Consider the following 21,709-nt stretch of genomic DNA (forward strand, 5'->3'; position numbering starts at 1 on the left):
CCGTACGCACCTGCTCGGCGGGCGTCTTCAAGCGCTCGGCGCAGATCGGGCGCCCCTGCCTGCTGGGCTACATCGGCAAGTGCTCGGCCCCCTGCGTCGGACGGATCTCCCCCGAGGAGCACCGCGAACTCGCCGAGGAGTTCTGCGACTTCATGGCGGGGCGCACGGGCACCTACCTCCGCCGGCTCGAGCGCCGCATGGGCGAGGCAGCCGAGGAGATGGAGTACGAGAAGGCGGCCCGCCTCCGGGACGACCTCGACGCGCTCAAGCGCGCCATGGAGAAGAGCGCGGTGGTCCTCACGGACGCCACCGACGCCGACCTCGTCGCGGTCGCCGAGGACGAACTGGAGGCCGCCGTCCAGATCTTCCACGTACGCGGCGGACGGGTGCGGGGCCAGCGCGGGTGGGTCACGGACAAGGTCGAGGAGGGCGGCACGGCCGAGCTCGTCGAGCACGCGCTCCAGCAGCTCTACGGCGAGGAGAGCGGAGAGGGCGTGCCCAAGGAGGTCCTCGTCCCCGTGCTGCCGCGCTCGGACGCACCGGCCTCCGCGGCCCTGGCCGAGGCAGAGGGCGACGCGGCCGGCAGCGTCGGGGTCGCGGGGAACCGCCCGGCGGCGGGCGTCAGCGTGAGCGTCCCCGAGCAGCGCGAGGCAGCGGAGCCGAAGGGCGCGCGTCCCGTCGCCCAGTGGCTCTCCGACCGCCGCGGGTCCCACGTCAGCCTGCGGGTTCCGCAGCGGGGGGACAAGCGGACCCTGATGGAGACGGTCAGGCGCAACGCGGAGCAGGCCCTCGCCCTCCACAAGACCAAGCGCGCCTCCGACCTGACCACCAGGTCGCGGGCGCTGGAGGAGATCGCGGAGGCGCTCGGCCTCGACTCGGCCCCGCTCCGGGTCGAGTGCTTCGACATCTCCCACTTCCAGGGCGACGACGTCGTCGCGTCGATGGTCGTCTTCGAGGACGGCCTGGCGCGCAAGAGCGAGTACCGCCGGTTCCAGATCAGGGGCTTCGCAGGTCAGGACGACGTCCGTGCGATGCACGAGGTCGTCGGCCGGCGCTTCCGGCGTTACCTCCAGGAGCGGCAGCGGACCGGCGAGTGGCCGGAGGGCGCCGAGGCCGCCGAGGACGCCGAGGGCCGCGGCCCCGGCGAGCAGCGGGCGGTCCACGAGGAGGCGGCAGAACAGGCGGCCGAGGAGGCACTGGAGGAGGGCACGGCCCCGGGCTCCGATCCGGGGCCGAGCGCCGAGGAGATCGAGCAACCCCGCTCGTCCGGCGCCGGGCCGCTCGACGAGGACGGCCGCCCCAAGAAGTTCGCCTACCCGCCGCAGCTCCTCGTCGTCGACGGCGGGCAGCCGCAGGTCGCAGCGGCTCGCGCCGCGCTCGACGAGCTCGGGATAGACGACGTCGCGGTCTGCGGCCTGGCGAAGCGCCTGGAGGAGGTGTGGGTGCCGGGCGAGCAGGACCCCGTCGTCCTCCCGCGCTCCAGCGAAGGTCTCTACCTCCTCCAGCGCGTCCGGGACGAGGCCCACCGCTTCGCCATCCGGTACCAGCGCAGCAAGCGCATCAAGCGGGTGCGCTCCAGCCCGCTCGACGAGGTGCCGGGGCTCGGCGAGACGCGGAAGAAGGCGCTCCTTAAGCACTTCGGCTCGGTGAAGCGGCTGCGCGGAGCGACGGTCGAGGAGATCACGGAGGTCCCCGGGATCGGCAGGAAGACGGCGGAGACGGTCGTCGCCTCCCTCGCGGGCGCGGAGCCCGCCGGTCCTGCGGTGAATACCGCGACGGGTGAGATCGTTGAAGAGGAATGACAGCCTCCGCAACAGCGGTGGCGAGCCTAGTGACGGGGGTCGAAGCCGTGAGTAGTCAGAGCGGTGCCGGGGGCGCGCGGGCGCGGCGGCAGTTCGAGGCGGAGGGGGCGCAGGCGTCGACGGCGGCAGCCGAGGCCGAGGACGCGGCGATCCCGGAGCTGGTGATCATCTCCGGGATGTCGGGCGCGGGCCGCAGCACCGCGGCGAAGTGCCTGGAGGACCTCGGCTGGTTCGTCGTCGACAACCTGCCGCCCGGCCTCATCCCCACCATGGTCGACCTGGGCGCGCGCTCCCAGGGGAACGTCGCCCGGATCGCCGTCGTCGTCGACGTCCGGGGCCGGAACTTCTTCGACGACCTCAAGGAGTCCCTCGCCACGCTCGAGGCGGGCCTCGTCGCCCGGCGGATCGTCTTCCTGGAGGCGTCGGACGAATCCCTCGTACGTCGTTTCGAGTCGGTCCGCAGGCCGCATCCGCTCCAGGGCGAAGGCCGCATCGTCGACGGCATCGCGGCCGAGCGCGACCTCCTGCGCGAGCTGCGCGGCGACGCCGACCTGGTCATCGACACCTCCAGCCTCAACGTCCACGAGCTGCGCGCCAAGCTCGACGCCCAGTTCGCCGGCGAGGAGGAGCCCGAGCTCCGCGCGACCGTCATGTCGTTCGGCTACAAGTACGGCCTCCCGGTCGACGCCGACCTCGTCGTCGACTGCCGCTTCCTCCCCAATCCGCACTGGGTCCCCGAGCTGCGGCCCTACACCGGGACCAGCGAGGAGGTCTCCTCCTACGTCTTCAACCAGCCGGGCGCCAAGGAGTTCCTCGACCGCTACACGGAGCTGCTGGAGCTGATCTCCGCCGGCTACCGCAGAGAGGGCAAGAGGTACGTCACCGTCGCGGTCGGATGCACGGGCGGCAAGCACCGCAGCGTCGCGATGTCGGAGAAGCTCGCCAAGCGGCTCACCGACGGCGGAGTGGAGACGGTGGTCGTCCACCGGGACATGGGGCGCGAGTGAGCCGGCTGCCGCGGAGGTCGGCCCGCCTGCGGCGGATGGTCGGCAACGGCACTCCCCGCAACCGGAGTTCGGGCAAGCAGCCGAAGGTCGTCGCGCTCGGCGGCGGCATGGGTCTCTCCGCCTCGCTCACGGCGCTGCGCCGCATCACCGGCGACCTCACCGCCGTCGTCACCGTCGCCGACGACGGCGGTTCGAGCGGCCGTCTGCGGGACGAGCTCGGCGTTCTCCCGCCGGGGGACCTGCGCAAGGCTCTCGCCGCGCTCTGCGGCGACGACGACTGGGGCCGCACCTGGGCCGAAGTGATCCAGCACCGCTTCGAGTCCAAGGGCGAGCTCCACCAGCACGCCGTGGGCAACCTGCTCATCGTCGCGCTCTGGGAGCAGCTCGGCGACCACGTCCAGGCGCTCGACCTCGTCGGCAAGCTCCTCGGCGCGCACGGCAGGGTGCTTCCGATGTCCGCGGTCCCGCTGGAGTTGCAGGCGCTCGTCCGCGGCCACGACCCGCAGTACCCCGAGGAGTTGACCACCGTCCGCGGGCAGGCCACCGTGGCGCTCACCCGCGGTGAGGTGCACAAGGTCAAGCTGGTGCCCCAGGACCCGCCCGCCGTCCCGGAGGCGGTCCAAGCGATAAGGGAGGCGGACTGGGTCGTGCTCGGACCCGGCTCCTGGTTCTCCTCCGTCATCCCGCATCTCCTGGTGCCCGGGGTGCTCCAGGCGCTCACCGAGACGAAGGCCCGAAAGGTCCTCTCACTCAACCTCGCTCCCCAACCGGGAGAAACAGACGGTTTTTCCCCGCAGCGTCATGTGGAGGTTTTGGCCCGACACGCACCTAAACTCGCCTTCGACGTGGTGCTGGCGGACCAGGACGCGGTGCCCGACACGGCATCCCTGCGTACGGCCGCCGAGCTGCTCGGTGGGACGGTCGAACTGGCGCCCGTGGCAGCCCGGGACGCTCCCCGGGCGGTCGAGGGGTCGTCGGCGCGGCATGATCCGGAACTGCTCGCCGCCGCGTACGACCGTATTTTTCGGATGCATGGAAGGATCGGCCCATGGCGATGACGGCTGCGGTGAAGGACGAGATCTCACGACTCCCCGTCACCCGGACCTGCTGCCGGAAGTCCGAGGTCTCGTCGATCCTGCGCTTCGCGGGCGGCCTCCACCTCGTGAGCGGCCGGATCGTGATCGAGGCGGAGCTCGATACGGGGATCGCAGCGCGAAGGCTGCGCAAGGACGTCCTGGAGATCTTTGGCCACGCCTCCGACCTGGTGGTGATGGCCCCCAGCGGACTGCGCCGCGGCAGCAGGTACGTGGTGCGGGTCGTCGCGGGAGGGGACCAGCTCGCCCGGCAGACCGGACTCGTCGACGGCAGAGGCCGACCGATCCGGGGGCTGCCACCGCAAGTGGTCTCCGGCGCCACCTGCGACGCCGAGGCGGCGTGGCGCGGCGCCTTCCTCGCGCACGGTTCCCTCACCGAGCCCGGGCGCAGCTCCTCGCTGGAGGTGACGTGCCCGGGACCGGAGGCGGCGCTCGCGCTCGTCGGTGCGGCACGCAGGCTCCAGATCCCGGCGAAGGCACGCGAGGTACGCGGAGTTGACCGAGTCGTCGTCCGTGACGGTGATGCTATCGGCGCGCTGTTGACGCGTCTCGGCGCCCACGAATCGGTGCTCGCCTGGGAGGAGCGCCGCGTGCGCCGCGAGGTCAGGGCGACCGCCAACCGCCTCGCCAACTTCGACGACGCCAACCTCCGCCGCTCCGCGAGAGCGGCCGTCGCCGCGGGCGCCCGGGTGCAGCGTGCCCTGGAGATCCTCGGCGAGGAGGTCCCGGAACACCTCGCGGCCGCGGGCAAGCTGCGCATGGAGCACAAGCAGGCTTCACTGGAGGAACTGGGCGCACTCGCCGACCCGCCCCTCACCAAGGACGCGGTCGCCGGTCGTATCCGCAGGCTGCTGGCGATGGCCGACAAGCGCGCCTCCGACCTGGGCATTCCGGGTACGGAGGCGAGCCTCACCGAGGAGATGGTGGGCTGAGCCGGCCGTTCTGCGGAGCCGACCCTCCGGCAGCGTCCGCCCCGCAGAACCCGCTCGGTGGTGCCAGGCCGCCGCCGTCGGGGCCGCCCGGCCGATGTCACCCCGGCCGCACCGGCGCGGTAGGGTCGGAAGCGGTCGGGGACATCCCAAACAGCATTCGCCGGTGTCCTCACCGGCGTCCCTAACGAGGAGATCGGTTCGTGACGATCCGCGTAGGCATCAACGGCTTCGGCCGCATCGGACGTAACTACTTCCGCGCTCTGCTGGACCAGGGTGCGGACATCGAGATCGTCGGTGTCAACGACCTGACCGACGTGGCCACCCTTGTCCACCTGCTGAAGTACGACACGACCCTGGGCCGGCTGAAGCAGCCCCTCAGCGTCGACGGCGACAAGGTCACCGTGGGCAGCCAGTCCTTCAAGGTCCTCGCCGAGAAGGACCCGGAGCAGCTCCCCTGGCGAGAGCTCGGTGCCGACGTCGTCATCGAGTCCACCGGCATCTTCACCAAGCGCGCCGACGCGGCGAAGCACCTCACCGCCGGTGCGAAGAAGGTCCTCATCTCGGCTCCGGCCAAGGAGGAGGACATCACCGTCGTCATGGGCGTCAACGAGGACAAGTACGACCCGGCGACCCACGACGTCATCTCCAACGCGTCCTGCACCACCAACTGCGTGGCGCCGATGGCGAAGGTGCTGGACGAGAGCTTCGGCGTGACCCGCGGCATGATGACGACGGTCCACGCCTACACCAACGACCAGCGCATCCTGGACTTCCCGCACAAGGACCTGCGTCGCGCCCGCGCCGCCGCGGAGAACATCATCCCGACCACCACGGGCGCCGCCAAGGCGACCGCGCTGGTCCTCCCGCAGCTCAAGGGCAAGCTCGACGGCATCGCGATGCGCGTCCCCGTGCCGACCGGCTCCATCACCGACCTCGTTGTCGAGGTGGGCCGCGAGGTCACGAGGGACGAGGTCAACGCGGCCTTCAAGAAGGCCGCCGAGGGGCAGCTCAAGGGCATCGTCGAGTACACGGAGGACGAGATCGTCTCCGCGGACATCGTCAACTCGCCCGTCTCCTGCACCTTCGACGCCTCGCTGACGATGGCCGAGGGCAACCAGGTCAAGATCCTCGGCTGGTACGACAACGAGTGGGGCTACTCCAACCGCCTCGTCGACCTCACCACCTACGTCGGCTCCCGGCTCTGACCTGAGCGACCGAGCGAGCACGGCCCGCACCGGCCGTATCGGATCGCACCGGGCGATGAAGGCACCGACGACAGCAGGGCCCGCAGGGCGCGTCGCCGCGTCCTGCGGGCCCTGCCCGTCTGCGCTCCCGAGGCCGCGAAAGGCGGGCGGGTCCACAGCAGTTGGCACCAAGGAGACCTGAACCCATGAAGACGATCGACCAGCTCATCGAGGAGGGCGTCGCGGGCAAGCGCGTCTTCGTCCGCTCCGACCTCAACGTCCCTCTCGACGGGGAGCGGATCACCGACGACGGCCGCATCCGCGCGGCCGTCCCCACGATCACCAAGCTCGCCGAGAGCGGCGCACGCGTGGTCGTGGCCTCACACCTGGGCCGTCCCAAGGGCGCCCCCGAACCGAAGTACTCGCTCGCACCCGTCGCCCGCCGGCTCGGCGAACTCCTCGGCGGCGGCGTGTCGTTCGCCGAGGACACCGTGGGGGAGAGCGCGAAGACCACCGTCGGCTCCATGGCCGACGGCGGGGTCACGCTGCTCGAGAACCTGCGCTTCAACCCCGGCGAGACCAGCAAGGACGACGCCGAACGCGGCGCCTTCGCCGACGAGTTGCAGGGCCTCGCCGACGTCTACGTGGGGGACGGCTTCGGCGCCGTGCACCGCAGGCACGCCTCGGTCTACGACCTTCCGGCGCGCCTGCCGCGCTACGCCGGACACCTCATCGCCACCGAGGTCGACGTCCTCCGCAGGCTCACCGAGGACGTCAGCCGTCCCTACGCGGTGGTCCTCGGCGGTGCGAAGGTCTCCGACAAGCTCGGCGTCATCGAGCACCTGATGCAGAAGGCCGACCGCATCCTCATCGGCGGCGGGATGGCGTTCACCTTCCTCAAGGCGCAGGGGTACTCGATCGGTGCCTCCATGCTCCAGGAGGACCAACTGGACGCCGTCCGGGGGTACTTGGACCGCGCCCAGCAGCTCGGCGTCGAGTTCGTGCTCCCCGTCGACGTGGTCGCGGGCACGCAGTTCCCGGCGACGGCCGAGACCCGGACGTCCCCGCAGGAGGTGGGCGCGAGCGTGATCCCCGACGGTCTGATGGGGCTGGACATCGGTCCGGAGAGCCGTAAGCTCTACGCCGCGAAGCTCGCCGACGCGGCCACGGTCTTCTGGAACGGCCCGATGGGCGTCTTCGAGCACCCGGCATACGCGGAGGGGACCCGGGCCGTCGCGCAGGGCCTGCTGGACAGCTCGGCCTTCACCGTCGTCGGCGGCGGGGACAGCGCCGCGGCCGTGCGGCTGCTCGGCTTCGACGAGAACGCCTTCGGGCACATCTCCACCGGGGGCGGTGCCAGCCTGGAGTACCTGGAGGGCAAGACGCTCCCCGGCCTCGCGGCGCTGGAGCAGTGAGTGGCCGCACTCGCGCCACGGCGCCGTGATACCCGCGAGACCTGCATGAAAGGAAGGGTATGACTACCCGCACCCCGCTGATGGCGGGCAACTGGAAGATGAACCTCAACCACCTCGAGGCCATCGCACATGTCCAGAAGCTCGCCTTCGCCCTCACGGAGAAGGACTACGACAGCGTGGAGGTCGCGGTCCTGCCGCCCTTCACCGACCTGCGCTCCGTGCAGACCCTGGTCGACGGCGACAAGCTGAAGATCAAGTACGGCGCCCAGGACGTCTCGGCGCACGACTCCGGGGCGTACACGGGCGAGGTCTCCGGGCCGATGCTCGCCAAGCTCAACTGCACCTTCGCGACGATCGGCCACTCCGAGCGGCGGCAGTACCACCGCGAGGACGAGCCGCTCGTCAACGCCAAGGTGAAGGCGGCGTTCCAGCACGAGCTCACGCCGATCCTCTGCGTGGGCGAGGAGCTCCCCGTCCGCGAGGCCGGAAACCAGGTCGCGCACACGCTCGCGCAGGTCGACGGCGCCCTCGAGGACGTGCCGGCCTCGGCGGCCGAGACCCTCGTCGTCGCCTACGAGCCGGTCTGGGCGATCGGTACGGGCAAGGTCTGCAGCCCCGAGGACGCCCAGGAGGTGTGCGGCGCGATCCGCGCCCGTCTCGCCGAGCTGTACAGCCAGGACGTCGCCGACAAGGTGCGTATCCAGTACGGCGGTTCGGTCAAGTCCTCGAACGTCGCGGGGATCATGGCGCAGCCCGACATCGACGGCGCCCTGGTGGGCGGGGCCTCGTTGGACGTCGACGAGTTCGTCAAGATCGTGCGCTTCCGCGATCAGTAGGGTGTGACGGCGGGCCGGAGCTCGTCGTACGCTGTCGGGGCCGGACCGTCGTGCACGGCCCGGCCCCGCGCACCACCGCAGGTGAGGGGCGGCTCACGCCCCGTGCCGTCCACATCAGTCCCGCCAAGAGTCCGAGAGAGTTGGTCCAGCCGTGGTCATGGGGTTCTCAATCGCCCTCATCGTCGTCAGTCTGCTGCTTCTGCTGCTGGTGCTGATGCACAAGGGGAAGGGCGGCGGTCTCTCCGACATGTTCGGCGGCGGCATGCAGTCCTCGGTCGGCGGTTCCTCCGTCGCGGAGCGCAACCTCGACCGGATCACGGTCGTCGTCGCGCTGATGTGGTTCGCGATCATCGTGGCGCTCGGTCTGCTGGTGAAGTTTCAGGGCTGAGCGAAGAGACCTGACGCGGTGTCGGGCGTGCGGCCTATCATGAAGCCTCGCGCCCGGCGCCGATGCAGTAACTCCGGTCACTGGACGCGCGTTGGGCCCTACGTACACTAGGGCGCCCGCAGCGAAGCTGCCGCTTCGCAGCACCGTGAGGCAGGGAGTTACGACCGTGGCAAGTGGCAACGCGATCCGGGGCAGCCGGGTTGGAGCGGGGCCGATGGGGGAGGCCGAGCGCGGCGAGTCCGCCCCCCGCCTCCGCATCTCCTTCTGGTGTTCCAACGGGCACGAGACCCAGCCGAGCTTCGCCAGCGACGCGCAGATCCCCGACACCTGGGACTGCCAGCGATGCGGCTTCCCCGCCGGCAAGGAGCGCGAGAACCCGCCGGACCCACCCCGCACCGAGCCGTACAAGACCCACCTCGCCTACGTGCGCGAGCGCCGTTCCGACGCCGACGGCGAGGCGATCCTCGCCGAGGCGCTGGCAAAGCTGCGCGGCGAGATCTGAACGAGGCGCTTTCGCACGGGCCGGCCGCTCTTCGGCCGTCCCTCGGTGCCGTGCGGCCGCAGCACGCCGCCCGCTCTCTTCCCGGACGAGCCGGACACCGTGCAGCCACGCTCTCCCGCGGCGGTGCGCGGCGTTCTCGTCGCGTCGTCTAGGTTGGACCCCCGGGGTTCGTGAAGAGAAGATTGGGCTGATTCCGTCGATGTCCGCAGCACGCCGCACCCGCCTCGACCGACTGCCCGAGTGGCGCGCACTCGCGGCGCACCGGGAGGAGTTGGGGGAGACGCACCTCCGCCGCCTCTTCGCCGACGACCCCGCGCGGGCGGAGCGCTACACCCTCCAAGTCGGTGACCTCCATCTCGACTACTCCAAGCACCTCGTCACCGACGAGACCCTCCGCCTGCTCCGCGAACTCGCCGCCGCCACGGGCGTGGCCGAGCTGCGCGACAGGATGTTCGCGGGGGAGCGCATCAACACGACGGAGGACCGCGCGGTCCTCCACACGGCACTGCGCACGCCGGAGTCGGCGACCGTCGAGGTCGACGGCGAGAACGTCATGCCGAAGGTGCACGCGGTCCTGACGCGCATGGGCGTGCTCGCCCGGCGTATCCGCGAGGGGCACTGGCTCGGGCACACCGGACGGCAGATCCGCACCGTCGTCAACATCGGGATCGGCGGCTCCGACCTCGGTCCCGCGATGGCGTACGAGGCGCTCCGCCCGTACACGGCACGCGGGTTGGAGTTCCGCTTCGTCTCCAACGTCGACGGCGCCGACCTCCACGAGACGCTCAGGGACCTCGACCCGGCCGAGACGCTCTTCATCGTCGCCTCCAAGACCTTCACGACGATCGAGACGATCACCAACGCGGAGGCGGCGCGCACCTGGCTGCTCGAAGGGCTGGGCGCCGATTCCTCGGCCGTGGCCCGCCACTTCGTCGCGGTCTCCACCAACGCCGAGAAGGTCGCCGAGTTCGGCATCAACACGGACAACATGTTCGAGTTCTGGGACTGGGTCGGCGGCCGCTATTCGTACGATTCGGCGATCGGCCTCTCCCTGATGGTGGCGATCGGCTCCGAGTGCTTCCACGACATGCTCGCCGGGTTCCATCTGATGGACGAACACTTCCGGACGGCGCCGCCCGAGGCGAACGCCCCCCTGCTCATGGGCCTGTTGGGGATCTGGTACGACAACTTCCACGACGCCCAGGCCCATGCGGTCCTCCCCTACAGCCACTACCTCTCGCGGTTCACCGCCTACCTCCAGCAGCTCGACATGGAGTCCAACGGCAAGTCGGTCGACCGCGAGGGCACGCCCGTCGACTGGCAGACGGGCCCCGTCGTCTGGGGGACGCCGGGGACCAACGGGCAGCACGCCTACTACCAGCTCCTCCACCAGGGCACCAAGCTCGTCCCCGCCGACCTCCTCGGATTCGCCGAGCCCGTACCGGAGTTGGGCCGGCTCGCCGGACAGCACGACCTGCTGATGGCGAACCTGTTCGCACAGGGTCAGGCGCTCGCCTTCGGCAAGACCGCCGAAGAGGTGCGCGCCGAAGGCGTCCCCGAGGAGCAGGTGCCGCACCGCACCTTCCACGGCAACCGCCCGACGACGACCATCCTCGCCGACGGGCTGACGCCCTCCGTGCTGGGCCAGTTGATCGCCCTCTACGAGCACAAGGTCTTCGTACAGGGCGCGGTCTGGAACATCGACTCCTTCGACCAGTGGGGCGTCGAGCTCGGCAAGGTGCTCGCGAAGCGGCTGGAGCCGGCGCTCACCGAGGGCGCCGAGGTCGCGGGGCTCGACGCCTCGACACGCGGGCTCGTCGCGAAGTACCGGGAGTTGCGGGGGCGTTGAAGGTGAGGTGTCTCGCGGTTCGCGCGCTACGTGTGCGTGGAGGGAGACCTCAGTGTCGGTGTGGACCACCTGCTCGTCGGGGCGCCGGCAGTGGCCTGCGACGAGTCCCGGGGCGAGGAGTTCCAGCCGTCGGAGAAGCATGACACCTCCTCGCGTGAGCGGACCCGGGCATCCGCGCGCACTTCTTCGAGGCCGGTGACGGGCTCGTCGGCGGAAGTCGGATCCGACGTGGGCGGGTGCGTCCCTCGGGCGTGCCGCGCAGCAGCGTCTCGGCGGTACTCCCGCATCCGGCCGTACGACGGCCTCGGGCCTCACGGGTGATCGCGGTTCGTGCACTGGTTCCGGTGCTGATCGTGCGTCCGGTGGAGCGGTCCGACGGAATGCGCCGGAGTCGTAGGATGTCGGCTTCCCGGGGCGTCGGTGGAGGGGAAGTGGCGTGCAGGGGTGGGACGTTGCACTGGGGAAGCTGGCGGGGGCGGTGGGCGGCGCGGTGGCCAAGTCGCTGCTGCCGAAGCCCGGGGCCGCGGGGCTCGTCGACGGGCCGGTGCGCCGTCCTCGCGCCGTTGCTCCGGAGCGGCTCGTCACGGTACTGGCGCGCCGGCTCGACGGGGCGTACGCGGGGCTCGCGGAGAACGAGCGCCTCGCAGCCGTGGACGCGGTACGACGTGCCTTCGTCGCGGCCGGGCAGCTCGACGCGGACCGCCTCTTCGCCTGCGACCTCGACGCTGAGGCGCTCGCCCGGACGCTGCCCGCGTACGACGACGGGCTCGCCCCGAGTGCCGCCCGACTCCGCGCCGAGCTACAGCGGTTGTGCTGTGCGCACCTCATCGAACAGTTCACCGCGCACCCGGGGTTCGCCGCGCGCGCCGCCGTCGAGGAGCGCAGGGAGAGCAGGCGGACGCGGGAGTCGCTGCAGGCGGTGCGCGACCGGCTCGGGCCGCGGCAGGACGCCGAGGGTCCGGCGTTCGAGCAGCGGTACGCCGAGTACGTGGCGCAGACGTACGCGCGGATCGACCTCTTCGGCGTCACGCTCGGCCGCTCGGCGGGCGAGTGGCCGTTGGAGACGGCGTACTTGAGCCTGGCGGTGAGCACCGGGCGGGGAGGCCGGCCCGAGCGGGAAGGCATGGGAGCCGGCGGGCTCGGCGGCCAGGCGGTGCTGCGGGTCGAGCAGGCACTCGACGGTACGGACCGGATGCTGCTGCGCGGTCCGGCGGGCTCGGGCAAGAGCACCCTGGTGCAGTGGGCCGCCGTCAACGCCGCGCGTCGCTCCTTCGAGGGAGACCTACGGGACTGGAACCGCTGCGTCCCCTTCGTCCTGCGGCTCCGCTCGTTCGTCACCACCGGCCGACTGCCCGACGCGGTCGACTTCCTGCGCGCCACGGGCGCCCCCTTCCACGGCGCCGAACCGCGCGGCTGGGTCGACCGGTTGCTCGACAGCGGGCGGGCGCTGGTGCTCGTGGACGGCGTCGACGAGGTGCCCGAGCGGCTGCGCGCGCGGACGGAGAGCTGGCTGAAGCGACTCGTCACGGCGTACCCGGAGGCGCGGTACCTCGTCACCTCCCGCTCCTCCGCGATCCCCGAACGCTGGCTCGAAGCCCAGCAGTTCGTCCCCCACACGCTGCTGCCGATGCAGCAGGACGAGATCAAGGAGTTCGTCCGCCACTGGCACGAGGCCGCCCGCTCCGAGTGCGACGACGCGCGGGAACGGCAGCGCCTCGACGGCTACGAGACGTCGCTGAAGCGCGCCGTCGGCGCCCGCCGCGACCTCGGCCTCCTCGCCACCAATCCGCTGATGTGCGCTCTCCTTTGCGCCCTCAACCGCGACCGCCGCATGCAACTCCCGCGCGCTCGCAAGGAGTTGTACGACGCCGCGTTGGACATGCTTCTCGTCCGGCGCGACACCGAACGGGAGATCGAGGGCGTCGAGGGCGTCGAGCTGACGCGTGACGAACTCACCGTGCTGCTCCAGCGCCTCGCCTACTGGCTCATCCGCAACGGCCAGGTGGAGGTGGACCGTTCGGAGGCCGTCGCGATGGTCGCGGAGTGGCTGAGCGCCATGCCCCAGGTGGACGGGACGCCGGAGCAGGTCTTCGCACACCTCCTCATCCGTACCGGCCTGCTGCGCGAACCCGCCCCGGGCACGGTGGACTTCGTGCACCGGACGTTCCAGGACTATCTGGGCGCGCGGGCCGCCGTCGAGGCCCGTGATTTCGGGGTACTCGCCGCACATGCGCACGAGGACGCGTGGCACGACGTCGTGCGGATGGCGATGGGACAGGCGCGGGAGGACGAACGGGGCACTTTGCTGCGGAAGTTGCTCGCCCGGGCCGACGTGGAGCCGGGACAGTCGAAGCGACTCGTGCTGCTGGCGGCGTCGAGCCTGGAGCAAGTGGCCACGCTCGAGGCCGGACTGCGTGAGGAGGTGGAAGACAGGGCGGCGGAGCTGGTGCCGCCCGTGACGGTGCACGAGGCCGAAGCACTCGCCGAAGTGGGGGAGTTGATGCTGGAGCACTTGCCGGGGCCGGGAGGGCTGCGCGAGGAGGAGGCCCTCGGCGTCGTGCTGACCATCCGATTCGTCGGCACCGAGCGGGCGTTCGAGCGGATCAAGGAGTTCATCCCTGACGGACGCCGGAGCGTGCGGGAGGAGCTTACGTACGCCTGGGAATCTTTCGATGCGACTCGTTACCCCGAAGAGGTTCTCTCCGTTCTCCCCGACGGTGACCGGGAACTCACCGTGCAGAGCGAGAGCCACTTGGCCGCGCTCCCTCTCATCGGCCCGGTGGACGGCTTGCAGGTAAGGGGCGACCACGGATCTCTCCGCTCGGTGCGGTCCCTCAGCGGATGCCGTCGGCTCACGATCGACGACAACCGGCTGTTGCAGGATGTCGCGGACGTCGCGAGCCTTCGGAGCTTGAACAGCCTTCATGTCTCGGCATGTTCGAGCCTCTCCGACCTCGGTGGTCTTGCCGGCACGGGCATCCGCTACCTGTCCCTGGATGTGCACCACGGTGCCTCGCTGCGGCCGCTCGCGGAGATGCCGAACCTGGAGACACTCGAACTCGAAGGGCCGCTGCTCATGGAAAGCCTGCGGGACCTACCCGTGGGCCCGCAGCTCAGGCACCTTCACTTCTCGTTCCGCACGCGGTATGTGGGCCTCGACGGCATCGAGCGATGGCCCCGGCTCAGCCGCCTCACCGTCGGCGGCGAGATGCAGGCGAACCAGCTACGCGAACACCCTTCGCTGGCCGGCGTAAAGGCGCTCCAGGTCCTGGGCGCGCACACGCTCGCTCCCGATTGGCCGACCACCTGCCGGGGCCTGACGTCCCTGCTCCCGCACGGCTCCGGAGCGGTGGATCTCTCCGCGCTCCGGGAACTGCCGAACCTGCGGAAGTTGACGCTCACCGACTGCGGCACCGAGGAAGCACCCATGGACATCACCCCGCTTCTCCACTCGAAGGTGCACATCTCCGTCCACGGCGAGACGTACGTGGTCGGCGCCGAACACCTGCCGTCCCGGCACCTCGGACGGTACGCACTCGACGGCCGCGGGGACTGACCCGTCCTCGAACGGCAGGGCCGACCGAGCGCGATACAGCCGCAGTCGACGAAGAAGCGCTCCCTCAGCGCACCCCCGACCCCGCCTCCGCATCCACCAGCCACACCGTCCGCTCCCGCCCCCGCACCAGGGCGGCCGGCGTCTCCACGGCCCCGGAAAGCGCCGCGGCAGTGGCGTCGGCCTTGTCGCCCCCGGCCGCCAGCAGCCACACCTCGCGCGCCCCCCGGATCGCCGAGAGCGTCAGCGAGATCCGCGTCGGCGGCGGCTTCGGCGCGTCCCGCACGGCGACGACGGTGCGCTCGATCTCCTCGACCTCCGCGCGCCCGGGAAAGAGCGAGGCGACGTGCCCGTCGGGGCCGACCCCGAGGAGGAGGACGTCGAAGTCGGGCACGTTGGTCGACGCCGACGGGCCCGAGGCGGCGGCGAGTTCGGTGGCGTACGCCTCCGCCGCCTTGTCGACGTCGCGGTCCGAGGTGCTGTCCTCGGCCGGCATCTCGTAGACGCGGGCGGGATTGATGCGCAGCACGTCGAGGAACGCAGCGTGTGCCTGGGTGGCGTTGCGCTCCGGGTCGCCCTCGGGGAGGAAGCGCTCGTCGCTCCACCAGATGTCGACGCTCTCCCAGTCGACGCCCTCATGGCCGGGCGTGCGGGCGATGGCGGCGAGGACGGCGTTGCCGTTTCGGCCACCGGTGAGGGCGACGGACGCGGTGCCGCGCTCGCGCTGCGCGTCGATGAGCAGCTCGACGAGCCGGGCCGCGGCCGCCTCCGCCATCTCCTGCTGGTCGCGGTGTACGACTACCTCGGGGTTCTCCGTCACGAAGGATCGCTCTCCGTCTCGTCGGATGGTTTCGTCTTTCCCGCCGCTCGCGTCCGCTTCGCTCCGCTCTTCTTGGCAGCGGACCTCCCGGCGGCCCCGGACTCCGGGGAAGGGGAGGCGGCCGACGGCGGCGAGGCCGAAGGGGCGTTCTCCTCGCCCTCCTCGACCGTCACCACACTCTGCCCCAGCCTGTCCACCCCGTACCGCACGGTGCACGCGTACGCCTCGTCGGGGTCGAGCCTGCGCAGCTCCTCGGAGAGGAGCTCGGCCGTGGTGCGGCGGTGGAGCGCGACGTGCCGGTCGGGCTGGCCGGGGACCTTGAGGACGGCGAGAGCCCCGTCGGTGCGGGTGAGGGAGACCTCGCCGTCGGCGGTCGCCATGCGTACCGCCGTGAGGCCGGGGCCCTCGGAGACCTCGCGCCCCACCGGTACGTCCAGCCGCTCGGCGAGCCAGAGGGCGAGCAGCTCCGTCGACGGGTTGTACTCCTCGCCCTCGACGGTCGCCGAGGTGACGCCGACATTCTTCTGGTCGAGCGAGGCGGCGAGCATGCTCCGCCAGGGCGTGATGCGCGTCCAGGAGAGGTCGGTGTCGCCCGGCGCGTACGCGGCCGCGCGGCGGGCCAGTTCGGCCACCGGGTCCTCGGCTGCTGCCGCGTCGGTGATGCGGCGCTGGGCGAGGGTGCCGAGCTTGTCGTCCGCGGGGTGGCGCGGTGCGTCCTCGGGCCACCAGACGACGACGGGCGCGTCCGGCAGCAGCAGCGGAAGGACCACGCTGTAGGCGTGCGAGGCGAGTTCGCCGTGGAGCCGCAGGACGATCGTCTCGCCCGAGCCGGCGTCGCCGCCCATCTGGATCTCCGCGTCGAGCCGGTGCTGCGCACGGTCCCGCGGGGAGCGGCCCGGGCGGCGGACGACGACGAGGATGCGGGAGGGGTGCTCCTTGGAGGCGCCCCTCGCCGCCTTCAGCGCGTCGTAGTGGTTCCCCTCGTCGGTGACGATGACGAGCGTGAGGACCATGCCGGTCGCCGGGGAGCCGATCGCCCTGCGGGTGGTGACCAGTTCGGAGTTGATCCGGCTGGATGTGGTGTCGGTGAGGTCGATCTTCACGGCCGCCTCCAGCTCCTGCCGTCGCGTGCGAGCATCTCGTCTGCCGCCTTCGGGCCCCAGGTCCCTGCGGCGTACTGCTCCGGCCTGCCGTGGGTCTCCCAGTACTCCTCGACCGGGTCGAGGATCTCCCAGGAGCGCTCCACCTCCTGGTGGCGCGGGAAGAGGTTGGCGTCCCCGAGGAGGACGTCGAGGATGAGGCGCTCGTACGCCTCCGGGCTGGACTCGGTGAAGGACTCGCCGTAGGCGAAGTCCATCGTGACGTCGCGGATCTCCATCTGCGTCCCCGGCACCTTGGAGCCGAAGCGGATGGTGACGCCCTCGTCCGGCTGGACGCGGATCACGAGCGCGTTCTGGCCGAGCTCCTGGGTGTCGGTGGCGTCGAACGGCGAGTGCGGCGCGCGCTGGAAGACGACCGCGATCTCGGTGACGCGCCGGCCCAGCCGCTTCCCCGTGCGCAGGTAGAAGGGGACGCCCGCCCAGCGGCGGTTGTTGATCTCCAGCTTGAGCGCGGCGTAGGTGTCGGTCTTCGATGCCGCGTCGATGCCCTCCTCGTCGAGGTAGCCGGGGACCTTCTCGCCGCCCTGCCACCCCGCCGCGTACTGGCCGCGCACCGTGTGCCGGCCGAGGTCCTCCGGGAGCCGCACCGCGTTGAGCACCTTCAGCTTCTCCGTGACGAGTGCCTTGGCGCCGAAGGATGCGGGCTCCTCCATGGCGGTGAGCGCCAGGAGTTGGAGGAGGTGGTTCTGGATGACGTCGCGCGCGGAGCCGATGCCGTCGTAGTAGCCGGCCCGGCCGCCGATGCCGATGTCCTCGGCCATGGTGATCTGCACGTGGTCGACGTAACTGCGGTTCCACAGCGGCTCGAACATCGTGTTGGCGAAGCGCAGCGCCATGATGTTCTGGACCGTCTCCTTGCCGAGGTAGTGGTCGATCCGGAAGACGTCCGAGGGCCGGAAGACCTCGTGCACCACGGAGTTGAGCTCCTGGGCGCTCTTGAGGTCGTGGCCGAACGGCTTCTCGATGACGGCGCGGCGCCAGGAGCCGGGTCCCGCGTCGGAGAGGCCGTGCGTCTTGAGCTGCGAGACGACGGTGGGGAAGAACTTCGGCGGAACGGAGAGGTAGAAGGCGAAGTTGCCGCCCGTACCACGGGACTTGTCGAGTTCGTCGATGGTCGACTTCAGCCGGTCGAAGGCGGCGTCGTCGTCGAAGGTGCCGGAGACGAAGCGCATGCCCTCCGCCAACTGCTGCCACACCTCCTCGCGGAAGGGCGTGCGTGCGTGCTCCTTGACCGCGTCGTGGACGACCTGCGCGAAGTCCTGGTCGGCCCAGTCGCGGCGGGCGAAGCCCACGAGCGAGAAGCCCGGTGGCAGCAGGCCGCGGTTGGCGAGGTCGTAGATCGCGGGCATCAGCTTTTTGCGTGACAAATCCCCTGTGACGCCGAAGATCACCAGGCCCGACGGCCCCGCGATACGCGGGAGCCGACGGTCCTGGGCGTCACGCAGCGGGTTGGCTGCGCTGCCCAACTGGCTTACGCCTCCTTCGGGGCGAGGCGCTGGAGCTCCGCCTCGGTCGAGGTGAGCAGGTCGTTCCAGGACGCCTCGAACTTCTCGACGCCCTCGTCCTCGAGGATCTGCACGACGTCGTCGTACGAGACCCCCTGCGCGGCCACGGCGTCGAGCACGGCCTTGGCGTCGGCGTAGTGCGGCGTGACGGTGCCGCCGGTGATCTCGCCGTGGTCGCCCGTCGCCTGGAGGGTCGCCTCGGGCATCGTGTTGACCGTGTTCGGCGCGACGAGCTCGGTGACGTAGAGGGTGTCGGGCAGCTCCGGGTCCTTCACACCGGTCGACGCCCACAGCGGACGCTGCGCGTTGGCGCCGGCCCGCTCAAGCGTCTCCCAGCGGTCGGAGGAGAAGACCTCCTCGTACGCCTGGTAGGCGAGGCGCGCGTTGGCGACCGCGGCCTTCGACTTCAGCTCCTTCGCCTCGGCGGTGCCGACCGCGTCGAGCCGCTTGTCGATCTCGGTGTCGACGCGGGAGACGAAGAACGAGGCCACGGAGTGGATCTGCGAGAGGTCGAGCCCCAGCGACTTCGCCTTCTCCAGACCCTTGAGGAAGGCGTCCATCACCTCGCGGTACCGCTCCAGCGAAAAGATCAGCGTGACGTTGACGCTGATCCCCTTGCCGATCGTCTCGGTGATCGCGGGCAGGCCCGCCTTCGTCGCCGGGATCTTGATGAAGGTGTTCGGACGGTCGACGAGCCAGGCGAGCTGCTTCGCCTCGGCGACGGTCGCCTCCGTGTTGTGGGCCAGGCGCGGGTCGACCTCGATCGAGACCCGGCCGTCCTTGCCGCCGGTGGCGTCGAAGACGGGGCGCAGCACGTCGGCAGCGTCGCGGACGTCGCACGTCGTGATCATCCGCACGGCCTCCTCGACGGTGACGCCGCGGACGGCGAGGTCGCGGACCTGCTGCTCGTAGCCGTCGCCCGAGGAGATGGCCTTCTGGAAGATCGACGGGTTGGTGGTCACGCCCACCACGTGCTGCTCGTCGATGAGTTCACCGAGGTTGCCGGTGTTGATGCGCTGACGCGAGAGGTCGTCCAGCCAGATCGCGACGCCCTCGTCGGTCAGGCGCTTGAGTGCGTCTGTCATGGGAGGTCTCCTGTGCTTGTCGGAGCTGTTCAAAAGCTGTCGGGGACGGTCGGTCGGGGCGGCTCGGAGGCGCCGCCCCGACCGCGGTCAGCGTTCGGCCGCGGTGAGCGACTCGCGCGCCGCCTGCGCGACGGCCTCGGGCGTGAAGCCGAACTCCTTGAAGAGCAGCTTGCCGTCGGCCGAGGCGCCGTAGTGCTCGATCGAGACCACCCGGCCCGCCTCACCGACGAAACGGTGCCAGGTCAGCGCCGTCGCGGCCTCCACCGCGACACGGGCGCGGACCGAGGGCGGCAGGACGCTGTCCCGGTACGCCTGGTCCTGCTCCTCGAACCACTCGACCGAGGGCATCGAGACGACGCGCGTCGGCACGCCCTCGGACTGGAGCGTCTCGCGCGCGGCCACGGCGAGCTGCACCTCCGAGCCGGTACCGATGAGCACGGCGCGTGGCATGGTGCTGCGGCCCTCGGCGTCCTCGGCCTCGAAGAGGACGTAACCGCCCTTCGCCGCCTCGGCGTTGGCCGGGTACGTCGGCACGCCCTGGCGGGTGAGCGCGAGGCCGTGCGGCGCGGGGGCCGTCGAGTGCCGCTTGAGGATCTCGCCCCAGGCGATCGCCGTTTCGTTGGCGTCGGCCGGGCGCACCATGTTGAGGCCGGGGATGGCGCGCAGCGCGGCGAGGTGCTCGATCGGCTGGTGCGTCGGGCCGTCCTCGCCGACGCCGATGGAGTCGTGCGTCCACACGTAGGTGACGGGCTGCTTCATCAGCGCCGCGAGGCGGACGGCCGGCCGCATGTAGTCCGAGAAGACGAGGAAGGTTCCGCCGTAGATGCGGGTGTTGCCGTGGAGCGCGATGCCGTTCATCGTCGAGCCCATGGCGTGCTCGCGGATGCCGAAGTGGAGGGTGCGGCCGTACTTGTCCGCGTTCGACAGGGAGTTGCCCTCGGGGAGGAACGAAGTCTTCGCGAACGTGGTGTTGTTGGAGCCCGCGAGGTCGGCGGAGCCGCCCCACAGCTCGGGGATGACGGGGCCGAGCGCCTTGAGGACGTTGCCCGACGCCTTGCGGGTCGCGACGGACTCGCCCGGCTCGAAGGTCGGGAGCGCCTCCTCCCAGCCCTCGGGGAGCTCGCCGCGCGCGATCCGGTCGAACTCGGCGGCGCGCTCCGGGTTGGCGGAGCGCCACTCGTCGAAGCGCTTCTTCCACAGCGCGTGCGCCTCGCCGCCGCGTTCGCGCACTTCGCGGACGTGGGCCAGGACCTCGTCCTCGACCTGGAAGTTCTTGTCGGCGTCGAAGCCGAGGACGCGCTTGGTCGCTGCGACCTCGTCGTCGCCGAGCGCGGAGCCGTGCGCGGCCTCGGTGTTCTGCGCGGTCGGCGCCGGCCAGGCGATGATCGAGCGGGCCGCGATGAGCGAGGGGCGCTCCGTCTCCGCCTGCGCGGCAAGCAGCGCGGCGTGGAGGCCCTGCGGGTCGAGGTCGCCGTTGGCGAGCTGCTCGACGCGCTGGACGTGCCAGCCGTACGCCTCGTACCGCTTGAGGGTGTCCTCCGAGATCGCGGTCTCTGTGTCGCCCTCGATGGAGATGTGGTTGTCGTCCCAGAGCATCACGAGGTTGCCGAGCTTCTGGTGCCCGGCGAGCGAGGACGCTTCGGCCGAGATGCCCTCCTCCAGGCAGCCGTCGCCGGCAACGACGAAGACGGTGTGGTCGAAGGGCGACTCGCCCTGCGGTGCCTCCGGGTCGAAGAGGCCGCGCTCGTAACGGGCGGCCATCGCCATGCCCACCGCGTTGGCGACGCCCTGGCCCAGCGGACCCGTCGTCGTCTCCACGCCGACCGTGTGGCCGTGCTCCGGGTGCCCGGGGGTCCGGCTGCCCCAGGTGCGGAAGGCCTTGAGGTCGTCGAGCTCCAGGCCGTAATCGGCCATGTAGAGCTGGATGTAGAGGGTCAGGCTGGTGTGACCGACGGAGAGGACGAAGCGGTCGCGCCCCGTCCAGTCGGGGTCGGCGGGGTCGTGACGCATCACCTTCTGGAACAGGAGGTACGCGGCAGGCGCCAGGCTCATCGCCGTGCCCGGATGGCCGTTGCCGACCTTCTGCACGGAGTCCATCGCCAGGACCCTTACAGTGTCGACTGCCCGCTGGTCCAGTTCGGTCCACTCTAGGTCTGTGGTGGTCGGCTTGTTGCTCACCCTGCGTCAGGGCTCCTCTCCACATGATCGTAGGCCGGTGCCAGTGCTCACCGGGCGGTGTCGAGCGTACCTCCGCCGGGACGTGCGTGTTTTCGAGCGTTCGCACAATCGCGACCCGACACCTGGCCAACAGCGGGGCGGACACTCCGTATTCCCGGGTGCGCGCTGCGTCACGCAGCACGGAAGCGGAGCGAGCCCATGATCCCCATGGTTTGCTCATTCTTTGAACGGGCGTAGCGGAAAGCCTCCGGATGCCGCCGCGTGGACGGCGTCGTCGGTGCGGCCGGACCTGCGGGACGCCGTGGTGACGACAAAAAGGTCCCCCGGCCGGCGGCCGGGGGACCTTCCTGCGAGTAGCGGGGACAGGATTTGAACCTGCGACCTCTGGGTTATGAGCCC

16 protein-coding genes are annotated in these 21,709 nt (G+C 70.8%); 11 read left to right on the forward strand and 5 right to left on the reverse strand.

Annotated elements, in window-relative coordinates; translation table 11 throughout:
• The 11 genes from uvrC to UWG_RS0110425 all read left to right on the forward strand — a co-directional run.
• Positions 1-1,802: excinuclease ABC subunit UvrC (uvrC, locus tag UWG_RS31695; protein ID WP_016907139.1), on the forward strand; the 1,802-nt coding region annotated here is incomplete at its 5' end.
• Positions 1,799-2,809, forward strand: a complete 1,011-nt coding sequence (rapZ, locus tag UWG_RS0110380) for an RNase adapter RapZ (RefSeq protein ID WP_420235623.1) — start codon at positions 1,799-1,801, stop codon at positions 2,807-2,809. The genes uvrC and rapZ, both read left to right, overlap by 4 nt.
• 35 nt (positions 2,810-2,844) lie before the next feature.
• Complete coding sequence (locus UWG_RS0110385) at positions 2,845-3,867, forward strand: gluconeogenesis factor YvcK family protein (protein ID WP_016907141.1); 1,023 nt, start codon at positions 2,845-2,847, stop codon at positions 3,865-3,867.
• Positions 3,858-4,835 carry a DNA-binding protein WhiA gene (gene whiA / locus UWG_RS0110390; protein WP_016907142.1) on the forward strand — a complete coding sequence of 326 codons (978 nt, stop codon included), beginning with the start codon at positions 3,858-3,860 and terminating at the stop codon, positions 4,833-4,835. The genes UWG_RS0110385 and whiA overlap by 10 nt, the downstream gene beginning before the upstream one ends.
• Before the next feature lie 200 nt (positions 4,836-5,035).
• Positions 5,036-6,040 (forward strand): type I glyceraldehyde-3-phosphate dehydrogenase, encoded by a 1,005-nt coding sequence (gene gap, locus UWG_RS0110395; protein ID WP_016907143.1) that lies wholly within the window; start codon positions 5,036-5,038, stop codon positions 6,038-6,040.
• Positions 6,041-6,225: 185 nt separating this feature from the next.
• Positions 6,226-7,434, forward strand: a complete 1,209-nt coding sequence (locus tag UWG_RS0110400) for a phosphoglycerate kinase (protein ID WP_016907144.1) — start codon at positions 6,226-6,228, stop codon at positions 7,432-7,434.
• A 59-nt stretch (positions 7,435-7,493) separates the two neighbouring features.
• Entirely contained in the window at positions 7,494-8,270 is a 777-nt protein-coding gene (tpiA, locus tag UWG_RS0110405) for a triose-phosphate isomerase (protein ID WP_029391340.1), read from the forward strand.
• Positions 8,271-8,421: 151 nt separating this feature from the next.
• Positions 8,422-8,658 (forward strand): preprotein translocase subunit SecG, encoded by a 237-nt coding sequence (secG, locus tag UWG_RS0110410; protein ID WP_029391341.1) that lies wholly within the window; start codon positions 8,422-8,424, stop codon positions 8,656-8,658.
• A 166-nt stretch (positions 8,659-8,824) separates the two neighbouring features.
• Positions 8,825-9,160 (forward strand): RNA polymerase-binding protein RbpA, encoded by a 336-nt coding sequence (locus UWG_RS0110415; RefSeq protein ID WP_078495632.1) that lies wholly within the window; start codon positions 8,825-8,827, stop codon positions 9,158-9,160.
• Between the two features lie 199 nt (positions 9,161-9,359).
• Positions 9,360-11,009 carry a glucose-6-phosphate isomerase gene (gene pgi, locus UWG_RS0110420; protein ID WP_016907148.1) on the forward strand — a complete coding sequence of 550 codons (1,650 nt, stop codon included), beginning with the start codon at positions 9,360-9,362 and terminating at the stop codon, positions 11,007-11,009.
• Positions 11,010-11,445: 436 nt separating this feature from the next.
• Positions 11,446-14,565: an NACHT domain-containing protein gene (locus UWG_RS0110425; RefSeq protein ID WP_029391342.1), complete on the forward strand. Its 3,120-nt coding sequence runs from the start codon at positions 11,446-11,448 to the stop codon at positions 14,563-14,565.
• Positions 14,566-14,629: 64 nt separating this feature from the next.
• On the opposite strand, the gene pgl is transcribed toward UWG_RS0110425, so the two are convergent.
• From pgl to tkt, 5 genes are all read right to left on the reverse strand, one after another.
• Entirely contained in the window at positions 14,630-15,382 is a 753-nt protein-coding gene (gene pgl, locus UWG_RS0110430; protein ID WP_016907150.1) for a 6-phosphogluconolactonase, read from the reverse strand.
• The gene (gene opcA, locus UWG_RS0110435; protein WP_016907151.1) at positions 15,379-16,485 is read right to left on the reverse strand and encodes a glucose-6-phosphate dehydrogenase assembly protein OpcA; all 1,107 of its coding nucleotides are present in this window, start codon (positions 16,483-16,485) and stop codon (positions 15,379-15,381) included. The genes pgl and opcA overlap by 4 nt, the downstream gene beginning before the upstream one ends.
• On the reverse strand, positions 16,482-18,008 hold the full coding sequence (gene zwf / locus UWG_RS0110440) for a glucose-6-phosphate dehydrogenase (protein WP_016907152.1): 1,527 nt from the start codon (positions 18,006-18,008) through the stop codon (positions 16,482-16,484). Before zwf ends, opcA begins: the two co-directional genes overlap by 4 nt.
• Positions 18,009-18,013: 5 nt before the next feature.
• Complete coding sequence (tal, locus tag UWG_RS0110445; protein ID WP_016907153.1) at positions 18,014-19,132, reverse strand: transaldolase; 1,119 nt, start codon at positions 19,130-19,132, stop codon at positions 18,014-18,016.
• A gap of 87 nt (positions 19,133-19,219) precedes the next feature.
• A complete protein-coding gene (tkt, locus tag UWG_RS0110450; protein WP_029391343.1) occupies positions 19,220-21,310 on the reverse strand; it encodes a transketolase in 2,091 nt (696 codons plus the stop codon).
• Positions 21,311-21,709: the final 399 nt, after the last annotated feature.

This window comes from Streptomyces xiaopingdaonensis, assembly GCF_000262345.1.
GTDB classification, from domain to species: domain Bacteria; phylum Actinomycetota; class Actinomycetes; order Streptomycetales; family Streptomycetaceae; genus Streptomyces; species Streptomyces xiaopingdaonensis.

Bases quoted from the DNA above. Each gene is read 5' to 3' on its own strand.
- rapZ (WP_420235623.1), top strand. From the start codon at position 1,799: ATGACAGCCTCCGCAACAGCGGTGGCGAGCCTAGTGACGGGGGTCGAA.
- UWG_RS0110385 (WP_016907141.1), top strand. From the start codon at position 2,845: ATGGTCGGCAACGGCACTCCCCGCAACCGGAGTTCGGGCAAGCAGCCG.
- whiA (WP_016907142.1), top strand. From the start codon at position 3,858: ATGGCGATGACGGCTGCGGTGAAGGACGAGATCTCACGACTCCCCGTC.
- UWG_RS0110400 (WP_016907144.1), top strand. From the start codon at position 6,226: ATGAAGACGATCGACCAGCTCATCGAGGAGGGCGTCGCGGGCAAGCGC.
- tpiA (WP_029391340.1), top strand. From the start codon at position 7,494: ATGACTACCCGCACCCCGCTGATGGCGGGCAACTGGAAGATGAACCTC.
- pgi (WP_016907148.1), top strand. From the start codon at position 9,360: ATGTCCGCAGCACGCCGCACCCGCCTCGACCGACTGCCCGAGTGGCGC.
- tal (WP_016907153.1), bottom strand. From the start codon at position 19,132: ATGACAGACGCACTCAAGCGCCTGACCGACGAGGGCGTCGCGATCTGG.